The organism is Shinella pollutisoli (genome assembly GCF_024609765.1).
GTDB classification, from domain to species: domain Bacteria; phylum Pseudomonadota; class Alphaproteobacteria; order Rhizobiales; family Rhizobiaceae; genus Shinella; species Shinella pollutisoli.
The window spans coordinates 1-21291 of the sequence record NZ_JANFDG010000041.1 but is presented as its reverse complement, the minus strand read 5'-3'; the positions used below and the strand labels follow the sequence as shown (position 1 = coordinate 21291).

The 21291-nt window shown below is 68.1% G+C and carries 20 protein-coding genes and 2 pseudogenes; 10 read left to right on the top strand and 12 right to left on the bottom strand.

Annotated features, from left to right (window positions below; genetic code table 11):
* From NNZ72_RS23620 to NNZ72_RS23580, 9 genes and pseudogenes are all read right to left on the bottom strand, one after another.
* Positions 1–612, bottom strand: a complete 612-nt coding sequence (locus tag NNZ72_RS23620; RefSeq protein ID WP_257318144.1) for a TetR family transcriptional regulator — start codon at positions 610–612, stop codon at positions 1–3.
* Positions 613–616: 4 nt separating this feature from the next.
* A pseudogene (locus NNZ72_RS23615) lies at positions 617–3747 on the bottom strand (multidrug efflux RND transporter permease subunit).
* Between the two features lie 11 nt (positions 3748–3758).
* Entirely contained in the window at positions 3759–4946 is a 1188-nt protein-coding gene (locus tag NNZ72_RS23610) for an efflux RND transporter periplasmic adaptor subunit (protein WP_257318143.1), read from the bottom strand.
* Positions 4947–5125: 179 nt separating this feature from the next.
* Positions 5126–6127: an ABC transporter ATP-binding protein gene (locus tag NNZ72_RS23605; protein ID WP_257318142.1), complete on the bottom strand. Its 1002-nt coding sequence runs from the start codon at positions 6125–6127 to the stop codon at positions 5126–5128.
* A gap of 9 nt (positions 6128–6136) precedes the next feature.
* The gene (locus NNZ72_RS23600; protein WP_257318141.1) at positions 6137–7189 is read right to left on the bottom strand and encodes a Gfo/Idh/MocA family protein; all 1053 of its coding nucleotides are present in this window, start codon (positions 7187–7189) and stop codon (positions 6137–6139) included.
* A complete protein-coding gene (locus NNZ72_RS23595; RefSeq protein ID WP_257318140.1) occupies positions 7186–8025 on the bottom strand; it encodes a carbohydrate ABC transporter permease in 840 nt (279 codons plus the stop codon). The genes NNZ72_RS23600 and NNZ72_RS23595 overlap by 4 nt, the downstream gene beginning before the upstream one ends.
* Positions 8026–8041: 16 nt before the next feature.
* Positions 8042–8992 (bottom strand): carbohydrate ABC transporter permease, encoded by a 951-nt coding sequence (locus tag NNZ72_RS23590; RefSeq protein ID WP_257318139.1) that lies wholly within the window; start codon positions 8990–8992, stop codon positions 8042–8044.
* 262 nt (positions 8993–9254) lie between these two features.
* The gene (locus NNZ72_RS23585; protein WP_257318138.1) at positions 9255–10514 is read right to left on the bottom strand and encodes an ABC transporter substrate-binding protein; all 1260 of its coding nucleotides are present in this window, start codon (positions 10512–10514) and stop codon (positions 9255–9257) included.
* A gap of 49 nt (positions 10515–10563) precedes the next feature.
* Complete coding sequence (locus NNZ72_RS23580) at positions 10564–11457, bottom strand: N-acetylmuramic acid 6-phosphate etherase (protein ID WP_257318137.1); 894 nt, start codon at positions 11455–11457, stop codon at positions 10564–10566.
* A 196-nt stretch (positions 11458–11653) separates the two neighbouring features.
* On the opposite strand from NNZ72_RS23580, the gene NNZ72_RS23575 reads away from it, so the two are divergent.
* From NNZ72_RS23575 to NNZ72_RS23545, 7 genes are all read left to right on the top strand, one after another.
* On the top strand, positions 11654–12541 hold the full coding sequence (locus NNZ72_RS23575) for a glucosamine kinase nucleotide-binding domain-containing protein (RefSeq protein ID WP_257318136.1): 888 nt from the start codon (positions 11654–11656) through the stop codon (positions 12539–12541).
* A complete protein-coding gene (locus tag NNZ72_RS23570; protein WP_257318135.1) occupies positions 12538–13302 on the top strand; it encodes a GntR family transcriptional regulator in 765 nt (254 codons plus the stop codon). The genes NNZ72_RS23575 and NNZ72_RS23570 overlap by 4 nt, the downstream gene beginning before the upstream one ends.
* Before the next feature lie 14 nt (positions 13303–13316).
* Positions 13317–14339: an SIS domain-containing protein gene (locus NNZ72_RS23565; protein ID WP_257318134.1), complete on the top strand. Its 1023-nt coding sequence runs from the start codon at positions 13317–13319 to the stop codon at positions 14337–14339.
* Positions 14336–15496 (top strand): N-acetylglucosamine-6-phosphate deacetylase, encoded by a 1161-nt coding sequence (gene nagA, locus NNZ72_RS23560; RefSeq protein ID WP_257318133.1) that lies wholly within the window; start codon positions 14336–14338, stop codon positions 15494–15496. Before NNZ72_RS23565 ends, nagA begins: the two co-directional genes overlap by 4 nt.
* A gap of 125 nt (positions 15497–15621) precedes the next feature.
* Positions 15622–16677: a dipeptidase gene (locus NNZ72_RS23555; protein WP_257318132.1), complete on the top strand. Its 1056-nt coding sequence runs from the start codon at positions 15622–15624 to the stop codon at positions 16675–16677.
* Positions 16678–16691: 14 nt separating this feature from the next.
* Positions 16692–17438, top strand: a complete 747-nt coding sequence (locus NNZ72_RS23550) for a copper homeostasis protein CutC (protein ID WP_257318131.1) — start codon at positions 16692–16694, stop codon at positions 17436–17438.
* Between the two features lie 101 nt (positions 17439–17539).
* Entirely contained in the window at positions 17540–18019 is a 480-nt protein-coding gene (locus NNZ72_RS23545) for a CreA family protein (RefSeq protein WP_257318155.1), read from the top strand.
* A 50-nt stretch (positions 18020–18069) separates the two neighbouring features.
* On the opposite strand, the gene NNZ72_RS23540 is transcribed toward NNZ72_RS23545, so the two are convergent.
* Both NNZ72_RS23540 and NNZ72_RS23535 read right to left on the bottom strand, forming a co-directional pair.
* Complete coding sequence (locus tag NNZ72_RS23540) at positions 18070–18429, bottom strand: hypothetical protein (RefSeq protein ID WP_257318130.1); 360 nt, start codon at positions 18427–18429, stop codon at positions 18070–18072.
* A 192-nt stretch (positions 18430–18621) separates the two neighbouring features.
* Complete coding sequence (locus tag NNZ72_RS23535; protein WP_257318129.1) at positions 18622–19086, bottom strand: chemotaxis protein CheW; 465 nt, start codon at positions 19084–19086, stop codon at positions 18622–18624.
* Between the two features lie 167 nt (positions 19087–19253).
* Between NNZ72_RS23535 and NNZ72_RS23530 the strand changes: the two genes are divergently transcribed.
* The 3 genes from NNZ72_RS23530 (at position 19254) to NNZ72_RS23520 (ending at position 21117) form a co-directional block, all read left to right on the top strand.
* Positions 19254–19412: a hypothetical protein gene (locus tag NNZ72_RS23530; RefSeq protein ID WP_257318128.1), complete on the top strand. Its 159-nt coding sequence runs from the start codon at positions 19254–19256 to the stop codon at positions 19410–19412.
* Positions 19413–19517: 105 nt separating this feature from the next.
* Complete coding sequence (locus tag NNZ72_RS23525) at positions 19518–20117, top strand: SCO family protein (RefSeq protein WP_257318127.1); 600 nt, start codon at positions 19518–19520, stop codon at positions 20115–20117.
* Between the two features lie 121 nt (positions 20118–20238).
* Entirely contained in the window at positions 20239–21117 is an 879-nt protein-coding gene (locus tag NNZ72_RS23520) for a 50S ribosomal protein L11 methyltransferase (RefSeq protein WP_257318126.1), read from the top strand.
* An 83-nt stretch (positions 21118–21200) separates the two neighbouring features.
* On the opposite strand, the pseudogene NNZ72_RS25625 reads toward NNZ72_RS23520, so the two are convergent.
* Positions 21201–21291 (bottom strand): annotated as a pseudogene (locus NNZ72_RS25625) (IS200/IS605 family transposase); the annotation flags it as partial.

Here is a 21291-nt window from a genome sequence, read left to right as displayed (position 1 = left end):
TCACTGCGGGGCGAAGGAGAGGAAGAGCCGGCGCAGCCCCTCGCGGCCCTCGCGGGCGATGTCGAAGCGGCGACCGAACAGCAGCCATTCCGCGCAGACCCCCTTGATCATCCAGCGCAGCGCGGTGGCGGCCGTCTGCGGCGTCCAGCAGGCGGCGAGCCGCCCCTGGGTGCGCGCCTTGCCGAAGGCGGCCTCCAGCGCCCGCATGTGCTCGGCGTCGATGTCGACCTGGCGCTCGCAGACGCAGGCGAATTCGCCGCTGTAGTCGCAGCGCAGCAGGATGGAGAGGATGCGCTGGCGCTGCGCGTCGGCCGACAGCAGCTCCAGCCAGTCGCCGCCCGCCCGCTCCAGCACGGAGAGCACGTCGGCATTCTCCGCCTCCAGCTCGCGGGCGATCAGGTCCTCCTGCGGCAGGCGGACGGAGCGCGACAGTTCGAGGAACAGCTCCGTGCGGTTGGAGAAATGCCAGTAGATGGCGCCGCGGGTGACCCCCGCGGCGCGCGCGACATCCTCCATGGAGGCATTGGCGACGCCCTTCTCGTAGAAGACCTGCTCGGCCGCCAGCAGGATCTGCTGGCGGGTCTCCGCCGCGTCGGCCTTGCTCCGGCGCACGGGCTTACTCCGCCGGCGCCGGCGCCGTTTCGGCTCCCTTGCGCCTGCCGTAGCCGAACAGCCGCATCACGAAGACGAAGAAGACCGGCACGAAGAACAGGCCGAGCACGGTGGCCGAGAACATGCCGCCCATGACGCCGGTGCCGATCGCCCGCTGGCTCGCCGAGCTCGCGCCGGTGGCGATCGCCAGCGGCAGCACGCCGAGCATGAAGGCCATCGAGGTCATCAGGATCGGCCGGAAGCGCAGGTGGCAGGCCTCGATCGCCGCCTCCACCAGCGGCTTGCCGGCCGCCATCTGCTCCTTGGCGAACTCGATGATCAGGATCGCGTTCTTGGCCGAGAGGCCGATGATGGCGATGAGGCCGACCTTGAAGTAGACGTCGTTCGACAGGTCCCGCAGCGTCACGGCGGTGACCGCGCCGATGACCCCGAGCGGCACCGCCAGGATGACGGCGATCGGGATCGACCAGCTCTCGTAGAGTGCCGCGAGGCACAGGAAGACGAGCAGGCACGACAGGCCGATCAGGATCGGCGCCTGCGAGCCGGACTGGATCTCCTGCAGCGACTGGCCGGTCCATTCGTAGCCGAAGCCCGGCGGCAGCTGGGCGGCGAGCCGCTCCATCTCCGTGATCGCGTCGCCCGTCGAGAAGCCCGGCTTGGTGTCGCCGCCCAGCCGGGCGGCCGGGTAGCCGTTGTAGCCCACCGTCTGCGTCGGCGCCCGCACCCATTCGGCCGTGGCGAAGGCGGAGAGCGGCACCATGCCGCCGTTGCCGTTGCGCACGTTGAGGTTCAGGAGGTCGGAGACCTGCATGCGCTTGTTCTCGTCCGCCTGCACCGTCACGCGCTGCATGCGGCCGGCATTCGGGAAGTCGTTGACGTAGGACGAGCCGAGGTTGGTCGAGATCGTCGAGTTGATGTCGGCGAAGGTGACGCCGAAGGTGTTGGCCTTCTCGCGGTCGATGACGATGTTGACCTGGGCGGCGTCGGGCATGCCCTCGAAGCGCACGCCCGTGACGACGTCGCTCTGGGCGGCAAGGCCGATGAGCTGGTCGCGGGCGGCCGCGAGCGCCGCCTCGCCGAGGCCGGCGCGGTCCTGCAGGCGGAAGGAGAAGCCCCCCGTCGTGCCGAGGCCCTGGATCGGCGGCGGCGACAGCGCGAAGCTGATCGCGTCCTTGATCTGGCTCATCGCCATGGTCGCGCGTCCGGCGATCGAGGGCGCCGCGTCGTCCGGCCCGCGCTCGCTCCAGTCGTGCAGCGTCACGAAGGCGAGGCCCGCGTTCTGGCCGGCGCCGAAGAAGGAGAAGCCGTTGATCGCGACGATCGTGTCGACCGCCTTCTCCTGGCCGAAGATCTGCTCGGCCTGGGCGATCACCTCGTCCGTGCGGTGGCCGGTCGCCTCCGACGGAAGCTGCATCATGACGATCACGAAGCCCTGGTCCTCGTCCGGCAGGAAGGAGGACGGCAGCTTGGTGAACATGTAGCCGAGGCCGACGGCGAGCGCGAGGTAGATCACCATGACCCGCCCCGCCCGGCGCACGAGCGAGCCGACCGTGGACGAATAGCCGCGCGAGGTGCGGTCGAAGGAGCGGTTGAACCAGCCGAAGAAGCCGCGCTTCGTGGCGTGGTGGCCCTTCGGCACCTGCTTGAGGAAGCTGCCGCAGAGCGCCGGCGTCAGGGACAGCGCCAGGAAGGCCGAGAACAGGATCGACACGACCATGGTCAGCGAGAACTGCTGGTAGATGACGCCGACCGCGCCGGGGAAGAAGCCCATCGGGATGAACACCGAGGCGAGCACCAGCGTGATGCCGATGACGGCGCCGGTGATCTGCTTCATCGCCTTGCGTGTCGCCTCCTTCGGCGGCAGCCCCTCCTCCGACATGATGCGCTCGACGTTCTCCACGACGATGATCGCGTCGTCGACGAGAATGCCGATGGCCAGCACCATGGCGAACATGGTGAGCACGTTGATCGAGAAGCCGACGGCGAGCATCACCGCGCAGGCGCCGAGCAGCGCGACCGGCACCACCAGCACCGGGATGACGGTGTAGCGGATGTTCTGCAGGAACAGGAAGATGACGAGGAAGACGAGGCCGATCGCTTCCAGAAGCGTGTGCACCACCTTCTCGATCGACACCTTGACGAAGGGCGAGGTATCGTAGGGGATGGAATATTCCAGCCCCGGCGGGAAGAACTTGGAGAGCTCCTCCATGCGCGCCTCGATGGCGGCCGAGGTCTCCATGGCGTTGCCGGACGGCGAGAGCTGCACGCCGATGGCGGCGGACGGCTTGCCGTTGAGGCGGGTCGAGAAGGAGTAGTTCTCGCCGCCGACCTCGATGCGGGCGACGTCGCGCAGCCTGACGGCGGAACCGTCGGCATTGGCGCGCAGCACGATCGCGCCGAACTCCTCCGGCGAGGAGAGCTGGCCCTTGATGTTGACGGGGGCGGCGATCTGCTGGGTGATCGGGTTCGGCTGGGCGCCGATGGAGCCCGCGGCGATCTGCGCGTTCTGCACCTGGATCGCCGCCGTCACGTCGGCGGCCGTCATGTTGAGGCCGAGCATCTTGTCGGGATCGAGCCAGACGCGCATCGAGCGCTGCGTGGCGAAGAGCTGCGCGCGGCCGACGCCGGGCACGCGCTGGATCTCGCTCAGCACGTTGCGGTTGAGGTAGTCGCCGAGGCCGACGGCGTCCATCGAGCCGTCCGTCGAGGTGAGCGCGACGATCAAGAGGAAGCCGGAGCCCGCCTCGTCGACCTGCACGCCCTGCCGCTTGACGCTGTCGGGCAGGCGCGGCTCGACGCGGCGCACGCGGTTCTGGATGTCGACGGCCGCCTGGCCGGGATCGGTGCCCGGCGCGAAGGTGCGTCGATGCTGACGGAGCCCGAGGACGACGAGCTCGATTCGAAATAGAGCAGGCCGTCGACGCCGTTGAGCTCGTTCTCGATGAGCTTCGTGACGCTCTGGTAGGTGTCCTGCGACGAGGCGCCGGCATAGGTCGTGCTGATGGAGATCTGCGGCGGCGCGACGTTCGGATACTGCGAGACCGGCAGGAGCGGGATGGCGATGACGCCCGCCACCATGATGAAGATGGCGACGACCCAGGCGAAGATCGGCCTGTCGATGAAGAAACTCGGCATCGGTCAGGTCCTCACTTGTCTTCCGCAGCGGAGGCCGCCTCGACCGGCTCGCCGCCGGCCGCAGCCACGGGCTTCCAGTCCGCCGGCACGACCTCGCCGCCCGGCTGCACCTTCTGGAAGCCCTCGACGACGACCTTCTCGCCGCTCTTCAGCCCGTCCGTCACCACCCATTGGGTGCCGACGGCGCGGCCGACCGTGACCTGGCGCAGGTCCGCCTTGTTCTCTGCGTTGACGACATAGAGCTGCGCCTTGCCGGAACTGTCGCGCTGCACCGCCTGCTGCGGCACGAGGATCGCGTTCTTCTCGACGCCCTGCTCGATCAGCACGCGCACGTACATGCCGGGCAGGAGGTCGCCGTCCGGATTCGGGAACTCGCCGCGCAGCGTCACCTGGCCGGTCGAGGCGTCGACCGCCGCTTCCGAGAACAGCAGCCGCCCGTCGTGCGGATAGGCCGTGCCGTCGTCGAGCAGCAGCTTGACGCCGGTCGAGTTGGAATCGTCGATCAGCTCGCCTTCCTGCAGCGCCTTGCGCAGGCGGATGAGGTCGGTCGCCGGCTGCGTGAAGTCGGCATAGACCGGGTCGAGCTGCTGGATCGTCGCGAGGTTCTCGCCGCTTGCGGAAACGAGCGCGCCCTCGGTGATGAGCGCCCGGCCGATGCGGCCGCTGATCGGCGCCTTCACCTCGGCATATTCGAGGTTGAGCTTGGCGGTCGCAAGCCCGGCCTGGGCGATCGCGACGTCGGCATCCGCCTGCGCGAGCTTGGCGATGGCGTCGTCGTACTGCTGGGCGGAGGCGACGTTGGACTTCTTGAGCTGCTCCTGCCGCTCGGCCGCCTGGCGGGCCTGGAGCTGCACGGCCTCGGCGCGGCGCAGCGTCGCCTCGGCGCTGTCGACCTGCACCTGGAACGGCGCGGGATCGATGCGGTAGAGCACCTCGCCCTCCTTGACGATCGACCCCTGCTCGAACACCCGTTCCACGACGATGCCGGAGACGCGCGGCCTCACTTCGGCCGTGCGCGTCGCGGCGATGCGGCCCGGCAGGTCGTTGGTGACGGGCACGGCGGTCGCCTCGACCGTCACGACGCCCACCTGCGGCGGCGGAAACGCGGCGCCCGCCTGCGGGGCCTGTTCGTCCTGGCAGCCCGCCAGAGCCAAGAGGGCGCCAAGGGTCGCAATCGAAATCGGTCTCATCAAACGCATGGGATAGTCCATCGACAGATCGGCCGGGACGGCCGCGGGGTGCTGAAAAAACGAGACGATGCGACGGCCGGAGGGACATCGCATCGCTACATACAAACAGGTCTGTATGTTAATTCCTGTCTTTTGACAATCGCATGGCACGCCGTCGGGCGCTGATCACGAAATTGTGATGAGGGTCCTCAATGTATCGCGCGTCCATCCGCTCCGAAACGGTGCACCTGCCCGGCCGCCGGCGTGGCGTGCACCGTGTCGCCGGGCGCGTAGTGGTGCTCGCCGAAGAGCCGCACGGTGAGGAGCCCGACCCTGTCCGATTCGAGATAGACGATCGTGTCGGCGCCGAGGTGCTCGACGTGGATCACCTTGCCCTCCCACTCGCCGCTCTCGCGCGAGAGCGCGATATGCTCCGGACGGATGCCGAGGGTCTTCGCGCCGCCGTCGCCGAGGCGCGCCGCCTCGACGAAGTTCATCGCCGGCGAGCCGATGAAGCCGGCGACGAACAGGTTGGCCGGCCGGTTGTAGAGCTCCATCGGCGAGCCGACCTGCTGGATGACGCCGCCGTCGAGCACGACGATCTTGTCGGCGAGCGTCATCGCCTCCACCTGGTCGTGGGTGACGTAGATCATCGTCGCCTTGAGCTCGCGGTGCAGCCTGGCGATCTCCAGCCGCATGTGGACGCGCAGCGCCGCGTCGAGGTTCGACAGCGGCTCGTCGAACAGGAAGAGCTTCGGCTCGCGCACGATGGCGCGGCCGATGGCGACGCGCTGGCGCTGGCCGCCGGACAGCTCGGCCGGCCGCCGGTCGAGGTATTTTTCCAGCGACAGCATGGCCGAGGCCTTCCTCACCCGCTCCTCGATCACGGCCTTCGCCGTGCCCGCCTGCTTGAGGCCGAGCCCCATGTTGTCCTTCACCGTCAGGTGCGGATAGAGCGCGTAGGACTGGAACACCATGGCGATGCCGCGCCTGGCCGGCGGCACCGCGGAGACCTCGGCGCCGTCGATGCGGATCGAGCCGGAGGTCGTGTCCTCGAGCCCGGCGATGATGCGCAGCAGCGTCGATTTTCCGCAGCCCGAGGGGCCGACGAAGATGACGAACTCGCCGTCCTCGACGTCGAGGTCGATGCCCTTGAGCACGTCGACCGGGCCGAAGGACTTGCGCACGGATTGGAGTTGGAGAGAGCCCATCGTATCCCCTTAGAGCTTGACCGGTCGGCCGGTTCTGACACTTTCGTCGGCCGCGAGGCATATGCGCAGCGACTGCACCGCGTCGTCCATGTGCCGCGAAAGGTCGATGTCCTCGCGGATCGCCTTCAGCACGAAGGCCTGTTCCCGGTCGCAGAGCTCCTGGTGGCCGGGCTCGCCGGCCATGGTCAGGTCCTCGTCGGCCTTCAGGAAGCGGCCGTCCGGCCCGGTCTCGGCGGAATGCAGGCGGATGACCGCCGTCTTCGTGTGCGTGTCGATGTCGTCGGATTTCGCGTTCGGGTCCATGACGATGGAGACGGAACCCCTGGGCGACATCACGTCCTTCACGAAGAAGGCGGTCTCCGAGATCATCGGCCCCCAGCCCGCCTCGTACCAGCCGAGCGAGCCGTCGTCGAACAGCACCTGCAGGTGGCCGTAATTGTACATGTCCGGCGAAATCTCGTCCGAGAGCCGAAGCCCGATGCCGCGCACCTCGACGGCCCTGGCGTCAGTGATCTGGCACATGACGTCGACATAGTGCACGCCGCAGTCGACGATCGGCGGCGTCGTCTCCATCAGCGCCTTGTGCGTCGCCCAGGTCGGGCCGCTCGACTGCTGGTTCAGGTTCATGCGGAAGACGTAAGGGCCCCCGAGCTTGCGCGCCTCCTCGATCAGCCGCATCCAGGAGGGATGGTGGCGCAGGATGTAGCCGACGACGAGCTTGCGGCCGTTCGCCCTCGCGCAGGCGACCACGCGCTCGGCATCCGCTACGGTGGTCGCGAGCGGCTTCTCGACGAAGACATGCGCGCCCGCCTCCATCGCCATCACCGCATAGTCGGCATGGCTGTCGGAATAGGTGTTGATCGAGCAGAGCTCCGGCTTCAGCTCCCTCAGCGCCTCCGGGAAGGAGGGCAGGATCTCGTAGCCCTGGAGCCCGGCCGGCAATTCGACCCTCGAGCGGTTGACGAGGCCGGCGATCGTGAAGCCGGGGTTCTCGTGATAGGCGAGCGCATGGCTTCGCCCCATGTTGCCGAGGCCGGCGGAAAGGACGCGGATGGGTTTCATTTGACGGCTCCCGAGGTGATGCCGCGGATCAGCTGCCGCGAGAAGAGGAGATAGAGGACGAGGACCGGGAAGATCGCCAGCGAGAGCGCCGCGAGCACCGCGTTCCAGTTGGTGACGAACTGGCCGATGAAGATCTGCGCGCCGAGCGTCACCGTCTTGGTGGCCTCCGACGGCGCGAGGATCAACGGGAACCACAGGTCGTTCCAGATCGGGATCATGGTGAAGACGGCGACCGTCGCCATGGCGGGGCGCACGAGCGGCAAGACGAGGCGGAAGAAGATCGCATATTCGGACAGCCCGTCGATGCGCCCGGCGTTCTTGAGGTCGTCGGAGACGGTCTTCATGAACTCCGACAGGATGAAGACGGCGAGCGGGATGCCCTGCGCGGTATAGACGAGGACCAGCGCCGTCAGCGTGTTGACGAGACCCGTCGCCACCATGCCCTGCAGGATCGCCACCGTGCCGAGGCGGATCGGGATCATGATGCCGAGCGCGAGGTAGAGGCCCATCAGCGTGTTGCCGCGGAAGCGGTATTCGGAGAGCGCGAAGGCCGCCATGGCGCCGAACAAAAGCACGAGCGCGATCGCGACGACCGTGACGATCAGGCTGTTCTGGAAATAGGTGGCGAAGTCCCCCTGCCCCAGCACCGTCGTGTAGCCCACGAGGTCAAAGGTCTCCGCCGTCGGCAGCTGCATCGGGTTGCGGAAGATCGCGTTGCGGCTCTTCACCGAGTTGATCAGCGTCAGGAACACCGGGAAGACGGAGATCAGCGTGTAGGCGATCAGCGCCAGGTGGACGACCGTCGTGCGGGAAAGGGAAGTGCGTGCCTTGGACATGTCGGTCCCTCCCGGTTCAGAACTGGTAGCGGCGGATGCGCCGCTGCACGACGAAGAGATAGAAGGTGACGCCGGCGAGGATGATCAGGAACATCACCGTGGCGATGGTCGCGCCCATCGAGCGGTCGCCGAGCTGGAGCTGGAAGCCGAAGAAGGTGCGGTAGAGCAGCGTGCCGAGGATGTCGGTCGACTTGTCCGGCCCGGCGAGCGCCCCCTGCACGGTGTAGATCAGGTCGAAGGCGTTGAAATTGCCGACGAAGGTGAGGATCGAGATGATGCCGATCGCCGGCAGGATCAGCGGCAGCTTGATCTTCCAGAACTGGCTCCAGCCAGTGATGCCGTCGCATTCGGCCGCCTCGATCACCTCGTCCGGGATGCTGAGCAGCGCCGCGTAGATCAGCATCATCGGGATGCCGACATATTGCCACACCGAGATCAGCGACACGGCGACGAGCGCCGAGCCCGGCTTGCCGAGCCAGGGCGAAAACAGCGACTTCAGCCCGACGAGGTCCATCAGATAGGGCGATACGCCCCAGATCGGCGAGAGGATCAGCTTCCAGATGAAGCCGACAATGACGAAGGACAAGAGCGTCGGCAGGAAGATCGCCGTGCGGTAGAAGGCGGCGAAGCGCAGCCTCGGGATCGACAGCATGGCGGCGAGCGCCACGCCGATCGGGTTCTGCACCAGCATGTGGATGGCGAAGAAGACGACGTTGTTCCTGAGCGCGTTCCAGAAGTCCGCCGCCCAGCGCGCGTCGCCGAACAGCACCTTGAAGTTGGCGAGCCCGACGAAGGTGTGCTCGCCGTCCACCGTGTTGAAGAGCGAGAGCCGGAGCGTCTCGATCAGCGGCAGGATCATCACCGCCGTGTAGACGAGCAAGGCCGGCAGCAGGAACACGGCGATGTGCCAGCGCCGCGGCCGCCGGACGGGCTCGATTGCATCCCGGGATGGTGTTGCGTCGCTCATGGCTGCCTGTCCCTGTCCGGTTGGTTCGTCGCCCGCATAGGCGTGCGCGTTGCGCGGTCCGCCCCGGCCGCACATGCCCGATGTCCACTCTACACGATTGTCACGGGGCCGCTGCCCCGATCTGTCTTGCGCGCCGCCCCCTCATCCGGCCCGTCGGGGAGACGGGGAAGACAGCGATGCCGGGATTCTCCTTCTCCCCGCCGGGGAGAAGGTGCCGGCAGGCGGATGAGGGGGCCTCACCGCCTGCCGGATCATGCACGCCTTACTGCGCCGGCTTGTACCAGCTGTCGAGGCCGTCCTGCAGCTTCTTGGCCGCCTCTTCCGGCGTGTCGGTACCGTTGATGACGTTGGCCGATTCCGTCCAGGTCTCGTTTTCGAGGTTCGGCGTGCCGCGCGACAGGATTTGGTAGGTCGAGCGGATCGTCGGCTGGCACTTCTCGCGCCAGGAGACGAATTCCTGCGCCAGCGGGTCGGCCATCTTCACCGCCGTCGAGTTCAGGCTGAAGAAGCCCGGCAGCGAGTTGGCGTAGATGTCGGCGAATTCCGGCGAGGCGACGAAGGAGAGGAATTTCTTCGCCGCTTCGGCATTCGCGCTCTTGGCGTTGAGGCCGATGCCGATGTCGTTGTGGTCGGAGATGTAGCAGGTGTCGCCGGCATTCTTCACCGGCGGCGGGAAGGCGCCCATCTTGAACTGCGCCTGCGTGTTGAACAGGCCGATCTCCCAGGAGCCGGCCGGATAGATCGCCGCACGGCCGAGCGTGAACAGGTTCTGGCTGTCCGGATAGGTCTGCGCCTCGAAGCCGTCGCCGAGATAGTCCTTCCACTTGGCGAGCACGCGGAACGGCTCGACCCAGCCCTCGTCGGTGAGCTTCTGGGTGCCGGCGATCAGCGCCTTGCGGCCTTCCTCGCCCTTCCAGTAGGTCGGGCCGATGTTCTGGTAGCCCATGGTCGCGGCTTCCCAGAGGTCCTTCGTGCCCATCGCCATCGGGATGTAGTTGCCGTCGGCCTTGATCTTCTCCAGCGCGGCGAAGAATTCCTCCTCGGTCGCCGGCACGGAGATTCCGAGCTGGTCGAAGGCGTCCTTGTTGTAGATGAAGCCGTGGATGACCGAGGCCATCGGCACGCAGAAGGTGGTGGCGCCGTCGTCGATCGTCCAGGCGGACTTGGCGACGTCGGAGAAGTTCTCCATGCCGGCGAGATCGTTCAGGGAGGCGAGATGGCCCTTATTGTAGAGCTCCAGCGAGGCGTCGAAGGGACGGCAGGTGATGAGGTCGCCGGCCGAGCCCGCGTCGAGCTTGGCGTTGAGCGCAGCGTTGTATTCCGTCGGCGCGGACGGCGAGAAGACGACCTTGATGCCGGGGTTCTTGGCCTCGAAGGCCGGGATGATCTTCTCCTGCCAGATGGAGAGGTCGTCGTTGCGCCAGCTTTCGATCGTCAGCGAGACGTCCTGCGCCTGCGCGAGCCCGGCCGTGCCGAGGACGCTCGTGGCGAGCAGCAGGCCCCTGATAGCGGTTCGTGTCATGTCATTCTCCCCTTTTTATGCGCCGTGCCGGCGCGTTTGCGAGATTCGTTCAGCCGAAGGCCTTGAGCGCGCGGCGGAGATTCTGGCCCTCGCGGTCGAGCGCGGCGAGCGCCGCGCCGGTGTCGGGCGCACCGGCCGCCAGCAGCACGGCCGCCTTGACCGAGCCGTCCGAGCGCTGAAGCAGCCGCTCCGCCTCGCCGGCATCGACGCCGGCGATGTCGGAGACGATGCGGCAGGCCCGGCTCCTGAGCTTGATGTTGTCCGCCTTGAGATTGACCATGTGGCCGTCGTGCACGTGGCCGAGATGGATGCCGACGAGCGTCGAGAGCAGGTTGAAGGCGATCTTCTGCGCCGTGCCCGCGCCCATGCGCGTGGAGCCGGAGATCACCTCCGGCGGCGTGGCGAGCAGGATCGAGACATCGGCGCCGGCAAAGAGCTTCGCGCCCGGATTGTTGGCGAGTGCGATCACCCGCGCGCCCTTTTCCCGCGCATGATCCGCGACGGCGAGCGCATAGGGCGTCGAGCCGCTGGCGGAAACGACGATCGCGCAGTCGGCGGCCGCAATGCCGGCTTCGGCGGCGTCCGCCGCCGCGAGGTCGACGTCGTCCTCGTAGGTCCCGGCGAGATCGACGAGGCTCGCCGCCCCGCCCGCCAGCAGGACGACGATGCGCTCACGGGAGATGCCGTAGGTTCCGGGAAGCTCCAGCGCGTCGGCCATCGCCATCAGGCCGGAACTGCCGGCGCCCGCATAGACGAGCCGGCCGCCCGACAGAAGCGCGTCGGCCGCAAGCCGCGCGCCGGCGGCGATGTCGTCGAGCGCCGCATCGACCGCGGCGGCGGCGGCCTTCTGCCCGTCGGCGAGCAGCGCCAGCGCCTCGACCGGACGCAACGCGTCCAGTCCGCTCGCCCGTTCGTGCCTGCCCTCGGTTCCGCCTGCGGCCATCGTCGTTCTCCTCTGCCGCAAATTAATGCCAAAAAAATACCACTTGTCCATAGCAAATTAACTTTTGACGGTATTTTTCCAGGAGAGATTTTTTTAAATATTTAAAATCAATGTGTTAATTTGCAGCTGCAGCATAGCCCCGCTTTCTCCCTTGGTTAATGGTATTTTTTTGGTATCGTTGTCGCCGGAGGTTCCCATGGCTGGCTATATTCTCGGCATCGATGGTGGCGGCACGAGTTGCCGCGCGGCGGTCGCGGACCCGCAGGGGACGATCCTCGGCCGCGGCAAGAGCGGCGCCGCCAACATCCTGACCGATCCCAACAATGCGATCCTGTCGATCACCGAGGCGGCCAAGGCCGCCTTCCGCGACGCCGGCCTCGACGGGGATGGGGTCGGCGAAGCCTCCGCCTTCCTCGGCCTTGCCGGCACCAATGTCGGCGACCTCGCCCGCTACGTCCACGACCGCCTGCCCTTCCGCCACACGGACATCGATTCCGACGGCCTGATCGCGCTGCAGGGCGCGCTCGGCGACGGCGACGGCGCGGTCGCGATCCTCGGCACCGGCACCATCTACATGGCGCGCAAGGCCGGCACCGTCCGCTACATCGGCGGCTGGGGCTTCACGGTCGGCGACCTCGGCAGCGGCGCGCGCATCGGCCACGCGCTGCTGCAGGAGGCGCTGCTCGCCCATGACGGCGTGCGTCCCCGTTCCGCCGTGACGGACGCGGTGCTCGACGAGTTCAAGCACGATCCGCGCGGCATCGTCGAGTTCGCGCACCTCTCGAAGCCCGGCGATTTCGGCCGCTACGCCCCCCTCGTCTTCGAGCATGCCCGCGCGAGGGACCCGCGCGCCGTCGCCATCGTCGAGGCGGCCGCCGGCACGGTCGACGAGGCGCTGGACGCGATCATGGCGCTCGCCGGCGCACGGCGTCTCTGCCTGCTCGGCGGGCTCGCCCCGCTTTATCCCGAATGGCTGTCGCAACGCCACCGCGCCATCCTAGTGGAACCGCAGGCCGACGCGCTGACGGGTGCCGTGGCGCTCGCCGCCGCCCGCCAGCGCGAGCGCACGGGAGCGTCCGGATGACGATCCCCCTCGCCGACATCCTGTCGCCGCAGAGGCTCCAGGCCGGGGCCGCGGGGCCGCTCTACCTGAAGCTCCGCCAGGCGCTGGAGGAGGCGATCAATTCCGGCCGGCTCAACCACGGCGACGCGCTGCCGCCCGAACGCGACCTCGCCGACTACGCCAACATCAGCCGCGTCACGGTGCGCAAGGCGGTGGACGACCTCGTCCGCGACGGGCTGCTGGTGCGCCGCCACGGCTCCGGCACCTTCGTCGTCAAGCCCGTCGCCCGGGTGCAGCAGTCGCTCTCCCGCCTCACCTCCTTCACCGAGGACATGGCGCGGCGCGGGCTTAAGACCCATGCGCGCTGGCTCGACCGCGGCCTGTTCCACCCCTCGCCGGACGAAATGATGATCCTCGGCCTGCCGGCGGACGCGCTGGTGGCGCGGCTCGGGCGGCTGCGCGTCGCCGACGACATGCCGCTCGCCATCGAGCGCGCCTGCGTGTCCGCCGATTTCCTGCCGGATCCGCAGCAGGTGGAGAGCTCGCTCTATGCCGTGCTGGAGGAGCGCGGCTGCCGGCCCGTGCGCGCCGTGCAGCGCATCTCCGCCTACAACATGAAGGACCCCGACGCCGCGATGCTCGGCGTGCCGGCCGGTTCGGCGGGCCTCTCCATCGAGCGGGTCTCCTACCTGCCCTCCGGCCGGGTGGTGGAATTCACCCGCTCGATCTACCGCGGCGACGCCTACGACTTCGTCGCCGAGCTGACGCTCTCCGAGCCCTGATGAAAGAGACTGCCATGCAGACCAACATGCGCCGCGAAATCGACGAAATCCCGGAGGCCGCAGCCCGCGTGCTGGAACGATCCGCCGAGGCGATCGCCGCCGCCGGCAAGGCGCTTTGCGAGCGCGACCCGCAGTTCTTCGTGACGGTGGCGCGCGGCTCCTCCGACCATGCCGCCCTCTTCCTGAAATATGCGATCGAGCTGACGGCCGGCCGGCCGGTCGCCTCGCTCGGCCCCTCGCTCGCCTCGATCTACGGCGCGAAGCTGAAGCTTGTCGGCGGTGCGGCCATCGCCATCTCGCAGTCCGGCAGGAGCCCGGACATCGTCGCCATGGCGGAGGGCGCGACGAAGGGCGGCGCCGTGGCGATCGCGCTCACCAACACCCTGCCCTCGCCGCTTGCGGACGCCTGCACCCACGCGCTCGACATCTCGGCCGGACCGGAGCTCAGCGTCGCGGCGACGAAATCCTACGTCAATTCCATCGTCGCGGGGCTCGCGGTCGTTGCCGAGTGGACCGGTGACGCGAGCCTCGCGCGGGCCGTGAAGAACCTGCCGGAGCAGTTCGCCAAGGCCGTGGCGCTCGACTGGAGCGATCTCGCCGGCGACCTCATGGAGGCGCAATCGCTCTACGTGCTCGGCCGCGGCCCCGGCCTTGCGATCGCCAACGAGGCGGCGCTGAAGTTCAAGGAGACCTCGGGCATGCATGCCGAGGCCTATTCCTCGGCGGAGGTTCTGCACGGCCCCGTCGCCCTCGTCGGCCCGTCCTTCCCCGTCATCGCGCTCGCCGCGCGCGACGCGGCGGAAGCCTCCGTCACCGGCATGGCCGACGGGCTCGCCGAGCGCGGCGCCTATGCCTGCGCCACCTCCGACAGGGCGGGCAGCGCGAAGAGGCTGCCCTTCGTGGCGACCGGCCATCCGATCACCGATGCGCTGGCGCTGATCGTTCCCTTCTACGGCTTCGTGGAGGCCTGGTCGCGCGCCCGCGGCCTCGATCCCGACAGGCCGGTCAACCTGAAGAAAGTGACGGAAACGCGATGAGCACCGTAATCGCCATCACCGGCGCCCGAATCTTCGACGGCGACCTCTGGCACGACGACAGCATCCTTCTCATCGACGGCGGCAAGGTCGCCGCCATCGCCGCCCGGCACGAGTTGCCGGAGGGCGTGCGCACGGTCGAGATGGGCGGCCTCGCCATCGTCCCCGGCTTCGTCGACCTGCAGGTCAACGGCGGCGGCGGCGTGCTGCTCAACGAGCGGCCGGACGCGGACGGCATCCGCGTGATCTGCGCCGCGCACGCCCGCTTCGGCACCACCGCGCTCCTGCCGACGCTCATCACCGACACGCCCGCCGTGACGGAGGCGGCGATTGCCGCCGGCATCGAGGCGAAGAGCAGCGGCGTTCCCGGCTTCCTCGGCCTCCACCTCGAAGGCCCGCATCTCTCCGTCGCCCGCAAGGGCGCACACGACGCGGCGCTGATCCGGCCGATGGAGCGGGCCGACCTCGACCGCACCATCGCGGCACGCAGGCAGCTCGACGCGCTGATGATGACGCTCGCGCCGGAAAACGCGCGCAACGAGCAAATCGCAGCCCTTGCCGCGGCCGGCGTCACCGTCAGCCTCGGCCATTCCGACTGCCGCTACGCCGAGGCGGCCGCGGCGATCGAGGCGGGCGCGCACATGATGACGCATCTCTTCAACGCCATGAGCCCGCTCGGCCATCGCGAACCCGGCATGGTCGGCGCCGCGCTCGACGTCGGCCATCTCAACGCCGGCCTCATCGCCGACGGCTTCCATGTCGATCCGGTGTCGATCCGCGTCGCGCTGAGGGCCAAGCGCGGGCCGGGCCGCATCTTCCTGGTAACGGACGCCATGTCCACCATCGGCACCGACATGACGAGCTTCTTCCTCAACGGCCGCGAGATCTTCCGCAAGGACGGGCGGCTGACGCTTGCCGACGGCACGCTCGCCGGCGCCGACATCGACATGGCCTCCTGCGTGCGCTTCATGCACGGGACGGTCGGCATCGACCTCGACGAGGCGCTGCGCATGGCCTCGCTCTATCCGGCCGACGCGATCGGCATGGCGGGGCGCAAGGGCAGGCTCACCCACGGCCACGACGCCGATTTCGCCGTGGTGGACGACACGCTTTCGATCGTCTCCACCTGGATCGGCGGGGTGCCGGTCTTCTCCGCCTGATGCTTGCGGGCGGCGGCGGAATCGGCTCTACCGTTGGATACCCCCTCTGCCCTGCCGGGCAGAGGGGGTTCGGGCGCAGCCCGCTCACGCCATAGACCGCATCGACACATCCCCGGGAGCCACGCATGCAATTGATCTTCGACGGGCACAACGACGTGCTCCTCAGGCTGTGGGAGAACGCCGAGGAGGGCGCCGACCCGGTCGCCGAGTTCATCGACGGCACCGACAGGGGCCATATCGACGCGCCGCGGGCGAAGAAAGGCGGGCTTGCCGGCGGCTTCTGCGCCATCTACGTCCCCTCGCCCGGCGGCTATCCGCCCCGCGTGGTCGATGCCGAGGGCCGCTACAGCATCCCGATGGTGCCGGCGCTGGGGCAGCAGCCGGCGCTTGCCGCAGCCCTCGAGATGGCGGCCATCGCCTTTCGCATCGAGCGGGCCGGCGGCTGGTCGATCTGCCGCTCCACGGCCGACATCCGCGCCGCGATGGCGGCGGGCCGCTTCGCCGCGGTGCTGCATATCGAGGGCTGCGAGCCGATCGCCGAGGACCTCTCGACGCTGGAGACGCTCTACGCCGCGGGCCTGCGCTCCCTCGGGCCGGTCTGGAGCCGCCACAACGCCTTCGGCCACGGCGTGCCCTTCGCCTTCCCCTCCCCGCCCGACACCGGGCCGGGCCTCACGCCCGCCGGCGTCGAGCTCGTAAAAGCCTGCGACCGGCTCGGCATCATGATCGACCTCGCCCATATCACCGAGCAGGGCTTCTGGGACGTGGCGAAGGCGAGCACCGCGCCGCTCGTCGCCACCCATTCCAACGCGCACGCGCTGACGCCGATCTCCCGCAACCTCACCGACCGCCAGCTCGACGCCATCCGCGAGCGCCGGGGCATCGCCGGGCTCAACTACGCCACGACCATGCTGCGCCCCGACGGGCTGGAGAACCCCGACACGCCGCTTTCCGCCATGGTGCGCCACATCGACTACATGGTGGAGCGGATGGGCATCGACTGCGTGGCGATCGGCTCCGATTTCGACGGCGCCACCATCCCGGCCGCCATCGGCGACGCCGCCGGCAACCAGGCGCTGGTCGAGGCGCTGCGGGCCGCCGGATACGGCGAGGAGGAGCTTACAAAACTCTGCCGTGAGAACTGGCTGCGGCTGATGCAGACCGTCTGGCACGAGACCTGATCCGGGGGATATCCATGGCAACGCCGCTCATCGAGATCTGCGTCGAGGGCATCGACGGCTTCCTCGCCGCGCAGGAGGCGGGCGCTGACCGCGTCGAGCTCTGCGCGAGCCTCGTCGAGGGCGGCCTGACGCCAAGCCTTGCCACCGTGCGCGCCGCCGTGAAGGCCGCGCGCATCCCGGTCCACGTCATCGTGCGCCCGCGCGGCGGCGACTTCCTCTATTCCGAGGCGGAGTTCGCGACCATGCTGGAGGATATCCGCATCCTGCGCGGGGAAGGCGTGGCCGGCGTCGTCATCGGCTGCCTGACGCCGGACGGGCTGATCGACGAGGCGCGCACGAAAGCGCTGGTGCAGGCCGCCCGGCCGATGGCCGTCACCTGCCACCGCGCCTTCGACATGACGGCGGACGCGGGCGAGGCGCTGGAAGCGCTGGTGCGCGCGGGCGTCGACCGGGTGCTGACCTCCGGCCAGCGCGACACCGCGCTCGAAGGCCTCGCCATCCTGAAGCGCATCGCCGATCAGGCGGCCGGCCGCATTACCGTCATGGGCTGCGGTGCGCTCGACGCGGACAGTATCCGCACCGTCCGCGACGCAGCCGGGCTGCGGGAGCTGCATTTCGCCGCGCTGAGGACCGTGCCGAGCGGCATGGCCTTCCGCAACCCGCATGTCGGCATGGGCGGCACCGGCAAGGACCGGGAATACGAGCTGACGCTCACCGACACGGAGGCCGTGCGCGCCACGATCGCCGCCGCAAAATCCTGAACCGCCCTCCTTGCAAGGCGGGCGGCGATCCTTACGTGATAGCAGCAACAGGAGACCCGCCAATGCCGCGCGCAAACCGCATCCGCACGAGCCTCGCCACCATGCTCGTGGCGTTCACCGCCGCCCTCGCGGCGCCCGCCGCCGGCCCGGCGCTCGCCGACACCGTCGGCAAGGTCGGCGTCGACTGGATCGGCAACGACATCTACATCGACGCGCTCACCGATCCCGAGGTCTCCGGCATCACCTGCCACGTGACCTATTTCGACCGCAGCGTGATCGACCGGCTGAAGAACGGCAACTGGTTCGAGGACCCGTCCAACAACGCCATCGCCTGCCGCCAGACCGGGCCGATCACCGTCGGCGACATCGACCTTTCGCGCGGCGGCGAGGAGGTCTTCAAGTCCGGCCTGTCGCTGATCTGGAAGTCGCTGGTCGTCACGCGCGTCTACGACCGCAAGAACGACACGCTGATCTACCTCGCCCATTCGCGCGAGCTGACCGACGGTTCGGCCAAGATGTCGATCTCGACCGTGCCGCTCTACGGCGCCGAGGTCACCTGGACGAACGGCAGGCCCCAATAGAAAACGCCCCGGCCTCCTTGAAAGCCGGGGCGTTCTCCTGCCGGTCCGCCTTACTTGACATAGACGATCTTGCCGCCGTTACCGGCCGTCTGGACGTGCACCACGTTCTGGAGCTGCACGTTCTTGGACACCAGCGCGTCGGCCAGGCCCGGCTCCGACTGGATCTCGGCCTGCGCCTGCTCGAGCGCCGCCGGGTCGTTTACCTTGCTCGACAGCATCGCGAAGGTGCTCGCCTGGCTGTCGTCGTTTTCCAGCGCGGACAGGTAGATGACCTGGACGTTGTCAGCGCCGATCGAGCCGGTCGACATCGTGTCCGGCGTGGTCGGCATGACGTCCTGGGCATAGGCCACGCCCGCGACCGGCGAAACGGCGAGCAGGGAAGCAAGGGCGAAGGTGACAGTCTTGTTCATGGTAATCTCCATTCGTTTCCGTGTGCGGGAAAGCAACGGGAAAACGAGGGACCGGCGCGTTGGTTCCGCCGAAAGCGGAAAAGACGCGACCATTACCACATTGTAATATATGATCAATTTTTCGAGAGCATGCCGACGGACGCAAAAGCGCCCCGGCAAGGGACCGGAGCGCTGGCGTCGCTGCCTTGCCAATCACGCCGCCTGGGCGAGCTCGTCGGCGATCACCGTGTCGAGGTTGAGGAAGCAGACCATGGTCTTCTCCAGCGCGACGATGCCGCGGCAGAAGGCGCGCTGGGCTTCCGGGATGATCTCCGGCGCCGGCTGCAGGTGCTCGCCGCGGATGGTCATCATGTCGGAGACCTGCTCGACCAGCAGGCCGACCAGCTTGCCGGCGATGTCGGTGACGATGATGGCGGAGCGCTCGGAGGGTTCCGTCATCTTCATGCCGAGGCGGCAGGCCATGTCGATGACCGGGATCACCGCGCCGCGCAGGTTGATGAGGCCGAGCACGTAGGACGGCGTGTGCGGCATCGGCGTCACCGGCGCCCAGCCGCGGATTTCGCGGATGGCCATGATGTCGATGCAGAATTCCTGGTCCCCCAGATGGAAGGAGACGATCTCGAGGTAATCACCGGACTGCTTGATGGCGTTGGACATGATAGGACTCTTCCCGGTTGGCGGCTTCCAGAACCGTGACAAAGAGAGATTAAACAAAGCCTAAGGAAGGCCCGCCAAAGCCCCTATTTCAGCGATTTGCGCAAAATGGCGGCGGCGGCGCGCCATTGCCGGTTCCGGACGCGGCGGATTCGCGCTATCATGACCGGATGAACAGGACCCGACCCGCCCTGCCGACATGGCCCCTCGCGCTCCTCGCCGCGGGCGCCGTCGCGCTCGTTTCCGGCCTCGCCTTCGCCGGCTGGCTGCGGCACGGCTCCGACATCCTCCTCGGCCTTGCCGAAAGCGGCATGTCCTGGTGCTTCTGACGGCATCCCGGCCCCTCTCCCGTGGTTGCGGCAATCGGCGCCTTTGCAGGACGCCGGCCGAGGGACTATGAGAGTGACGGTGACTGCATCTGTCGAAGGACCGCCATGAAAACCGTTCGCCTCATCCTCTGGATCGCCGTAGCCCTCGTCGCGACCCTCACCGGCTGGCTGACGCTGGAAATGACCCGCACGAAGGACGAGGCGGCGAGCGGCCCGTTCGGCGTGCCCTTCCAGCTCGTCGCCGCCGACGGCAAGGCGATCACCGAAAAGGCCTTCACCGGCAAGCCGACCGCCCTCTTCTTCGGCTTCACCCATTGCCCGGAGGTCTGCCCGACGACGCTGTTCGAGCTCGACGGCTGGCTCAACAAGGTCGACCCGGACGGCTCGAAGCTGCAGGCCTATTTCGTCACCGTCGACCCGGAGCGCGACACGCCCGAGCTCGTCGGCCAGTATATCGGCAACGTCTCCAAGCGCATCACCGGCATTTCCGGCCCGCCGGAGAAGGTGCTGGAGATGGCCAAGGGCTTCCGCGTCTACTATCGCAAGGTGCCGCTCGACGAGGAGGATCCGAACGGCGACTACACGATGGACCACACCGCCTCCGTCTTCCTGCTCGACGCGACCGGCCGCTTCACCGGCACGATCGCCTATGGAGAGAACCCCGACACGGCCGAGCAGAAGCTCAGGAACCTGATCAAGGGCTAGGTTCGCAGCCGGGCGGAATCGCCCGGCGGCGCGCGAAGGCGGCACGGTCGGGGGACCGGCGCGCTTTACCCCCCGCACCCCGGCATGCTAGGCGGTCCCGGAACAACAGGGACCGCGCACCGTGAGCGAAATCCGCCTCTACGTCACCACGACCGAGAAGACCGCCGAGACCGTCATGGCGCTGATGAGCGACGCCTTCGAGGAAGAGGGCTACGCCATCGCGACGATGGAGATCGACGAGAAGAGAGACCTCTGGGAGGCCTCGCTCTATCTGATGGCCGACGAGGAGGAGGAGATGCGCGCGCGTTTCGCCGCGCTTCTCGCCCCGCATTTCCCGGACATGCCCATCGAGCGCGAGGTGCTGCCGGACGTCGACTGGATCGCCAGGTCGCTCGAGGGGCTGAAGCCCGTGCGCGCCGGCCGCTTCGTCGTGCACGGCTCGCATGACCGCGGCAAGGTGCGCGCCGGCGAGATCGCCATCGAGATCGATGCCGGCCAGGCCTTCGGCACCGGCCATCACGGCACGACGGCGGGCTGCCTGGAGGCGATCGCCGGGGTGATGCGTTCGCGCCCGGTCCGCCGCGTGCTCGACCTCGGCACGGGTAGCGGCGTGCTCGCCATCGCCGCGCGCAAGCTGGCGCCGGTCAGCGTGCTCGCCACCGACATCGACCCGGTCGCCACCCGCGTCGCGCGCGAGAACGTCCGCCTCAACGGCATCGTCTCCGGCATCGCGCTGGAAACCGCCCCCGGCTTCCATTCGACCGCCTTCGGCCGCCACGGCCCCTTCGACCTCATCATCGCCAACATCCTCGCCCGGCCGCTGATGCGCATGGCGCCGCAGCTTGCCGCGCAGCTGGCGCCCGGCGGCCAGGTCGTGCTCTCCGGCATCCTCGCCGAGCAGCGCTGGAAGGTGCTCGCCGCCTATAACGGCGCGGGGTTGCGCCACGTGCGCACCCTCTGGCGCGAGGGCTGGGTGACGATCCATCTCGATCGCCGCTGAGGCGGGGGAAAAGCCATGACCTCCACCAGAGGTGGAGGTTTGAAACGCTGCGCTTGAACCGCTAGAAGCGGTTTTGCTATAAGTTAGTAGCTACGATTAAAGAGGTCGGCGAAGTCGGAAGCTTTGTCGGCCTTTTCCTGATTACGGATATAACGTCTGACGACCTGCTGATCA

Excerpts from the sequence above, each read along its gene's own strand:
- NNZ72_RS23535 (WP_257318129.1), bottom strand. The coding sequence starts at position 19,086 with ATGTCCAACGCCATCAAGCAGTCCGGTGATTACCTCGAGATCGTCTCC.
- nagA (WP_257318133.1), top strand. The coding sequence starts at position 14,336 with ATGAGCACCGTAATCGCCATCACCGGCGCCCGAATCTTCGACGGCGAC.
- NNZ72_RS23565 (WP_257318134.1), top strand. The coding sequence starts at position 13,317 with ATGCAGACCAACATGCGCCGCGAAATCGACGAAATCCCGGAGGCCGCA.
- NNZ72_RS23570 (WP_257318135.1), top strand. The coding sequence starts at position 12,538 with ATGACGATCCCCCTCGCCGACATCCTGTCGCCGCAGAGGCTCCAGGCC.
- NNZ72_RS23580 (WP_257318137.1), bottom strand. The coding sequence starts at position 11,457 with ATGGCCGCAGGCGGAACCGAGGGCAGGCACGAACGGGCGAGCGGACTG.
- NNZ72_RS23605 (WP_257318142.1), bottom strand. The coding sequence starts at position 6,127 with ATGGGCTCTCTCCAACTCCAATCCGTGCGCAAGTCCTTCGGCCCGGTC.
- NNZ72_RS23525 (WP_257318127.1), top strand. The coding sequence starts at position 19,518 with ATGAAAACCGTTCGCCTCATCCTCTGGATCGCCGTAGCCCTCGTCGCG.
- NNZ72_RS23550 (WP_257318131.1), top strand. The coding sequence starts at position 16,692 with ATGGCAACGCCGCTCATCGAGATCTGCGTCGAGGGCATCGACGGCTTC.
- NNZ72_RS23595 (WP_257318140.1), bottom strand. The coding sequence starts at position 8,025 with ATGTCCAAGGCACGCACTTCCCTTTCCCGCACGACGGTCGTCCACCTG.
- NNZ72_RS23530 (WP_257318128.1), top strand. The coding sequence starts at position 19,254 with ATGAACAGGACCCGACCCGCCCTGCCGACATGGCCCCTCGCGCTCCTC.
- NNZ72_RS23590 (WP_257318139.1), bottom strand. The coding sequence starts at position 8,992 with ATGAGCGACGCAACACCATCCCGGGATGCAATCGAGCCCGTCCGGCGG.
- NNZ72_RS23555 (WP_257318132.1), top strand. The coding sequence starts at position 15,622 with ATGCAATTGATCTTCGACGGGCACAACGACGTGCTCCTCAGGCTGTGG.
- NNZ72_RS23600 (WP_257318141.1), bottom strand. The coding sequence starts at position 7,189 with ATGAAACCCATCCGCGTCCTTTCCGCCGGCCTCGGCAACATGGGGCGA.
- NNZ72_RS23585 (WP_257318138.1), bottom strand. The coding sequence starts at position 10,514 with ATGACACGAACCGCTATCAGGGGCCTGCTGCTCGCCACGAGCGTCCTC.
- NNZ72_RS23575 (WP_257318136.1), top strand. The coding sequence starts at position 11,654 with ATGGCTGGCTATATTCTCGGCATCGATGGTGGCGGCACGAGTTGCCGC.
- NNZ72_RS23610 (WP_257318143.1), bottom strand. The coding sequence starts at position 4,946 with ATGCGTTTGATGAGACCGATTTCGATTGCGACCCTTGGCGCCCTCTTG.
- NNZ72_RS23540 (WP_257318130.1), bottom strand. The coding sequence starts at position 18,429 with ATGAACAAGACTGTCACCTTCGCCCTTGCTTCCCTGCTCGCCGTTTCG.
- NNZ72_RS23545 (WP_257318155.1), top strand. The coding sequence starts at position 17,540 with ATGCTCGTGGCGTTCACCGCCGCCCTCGCGGCGCCCGCCGCCGGCCCG.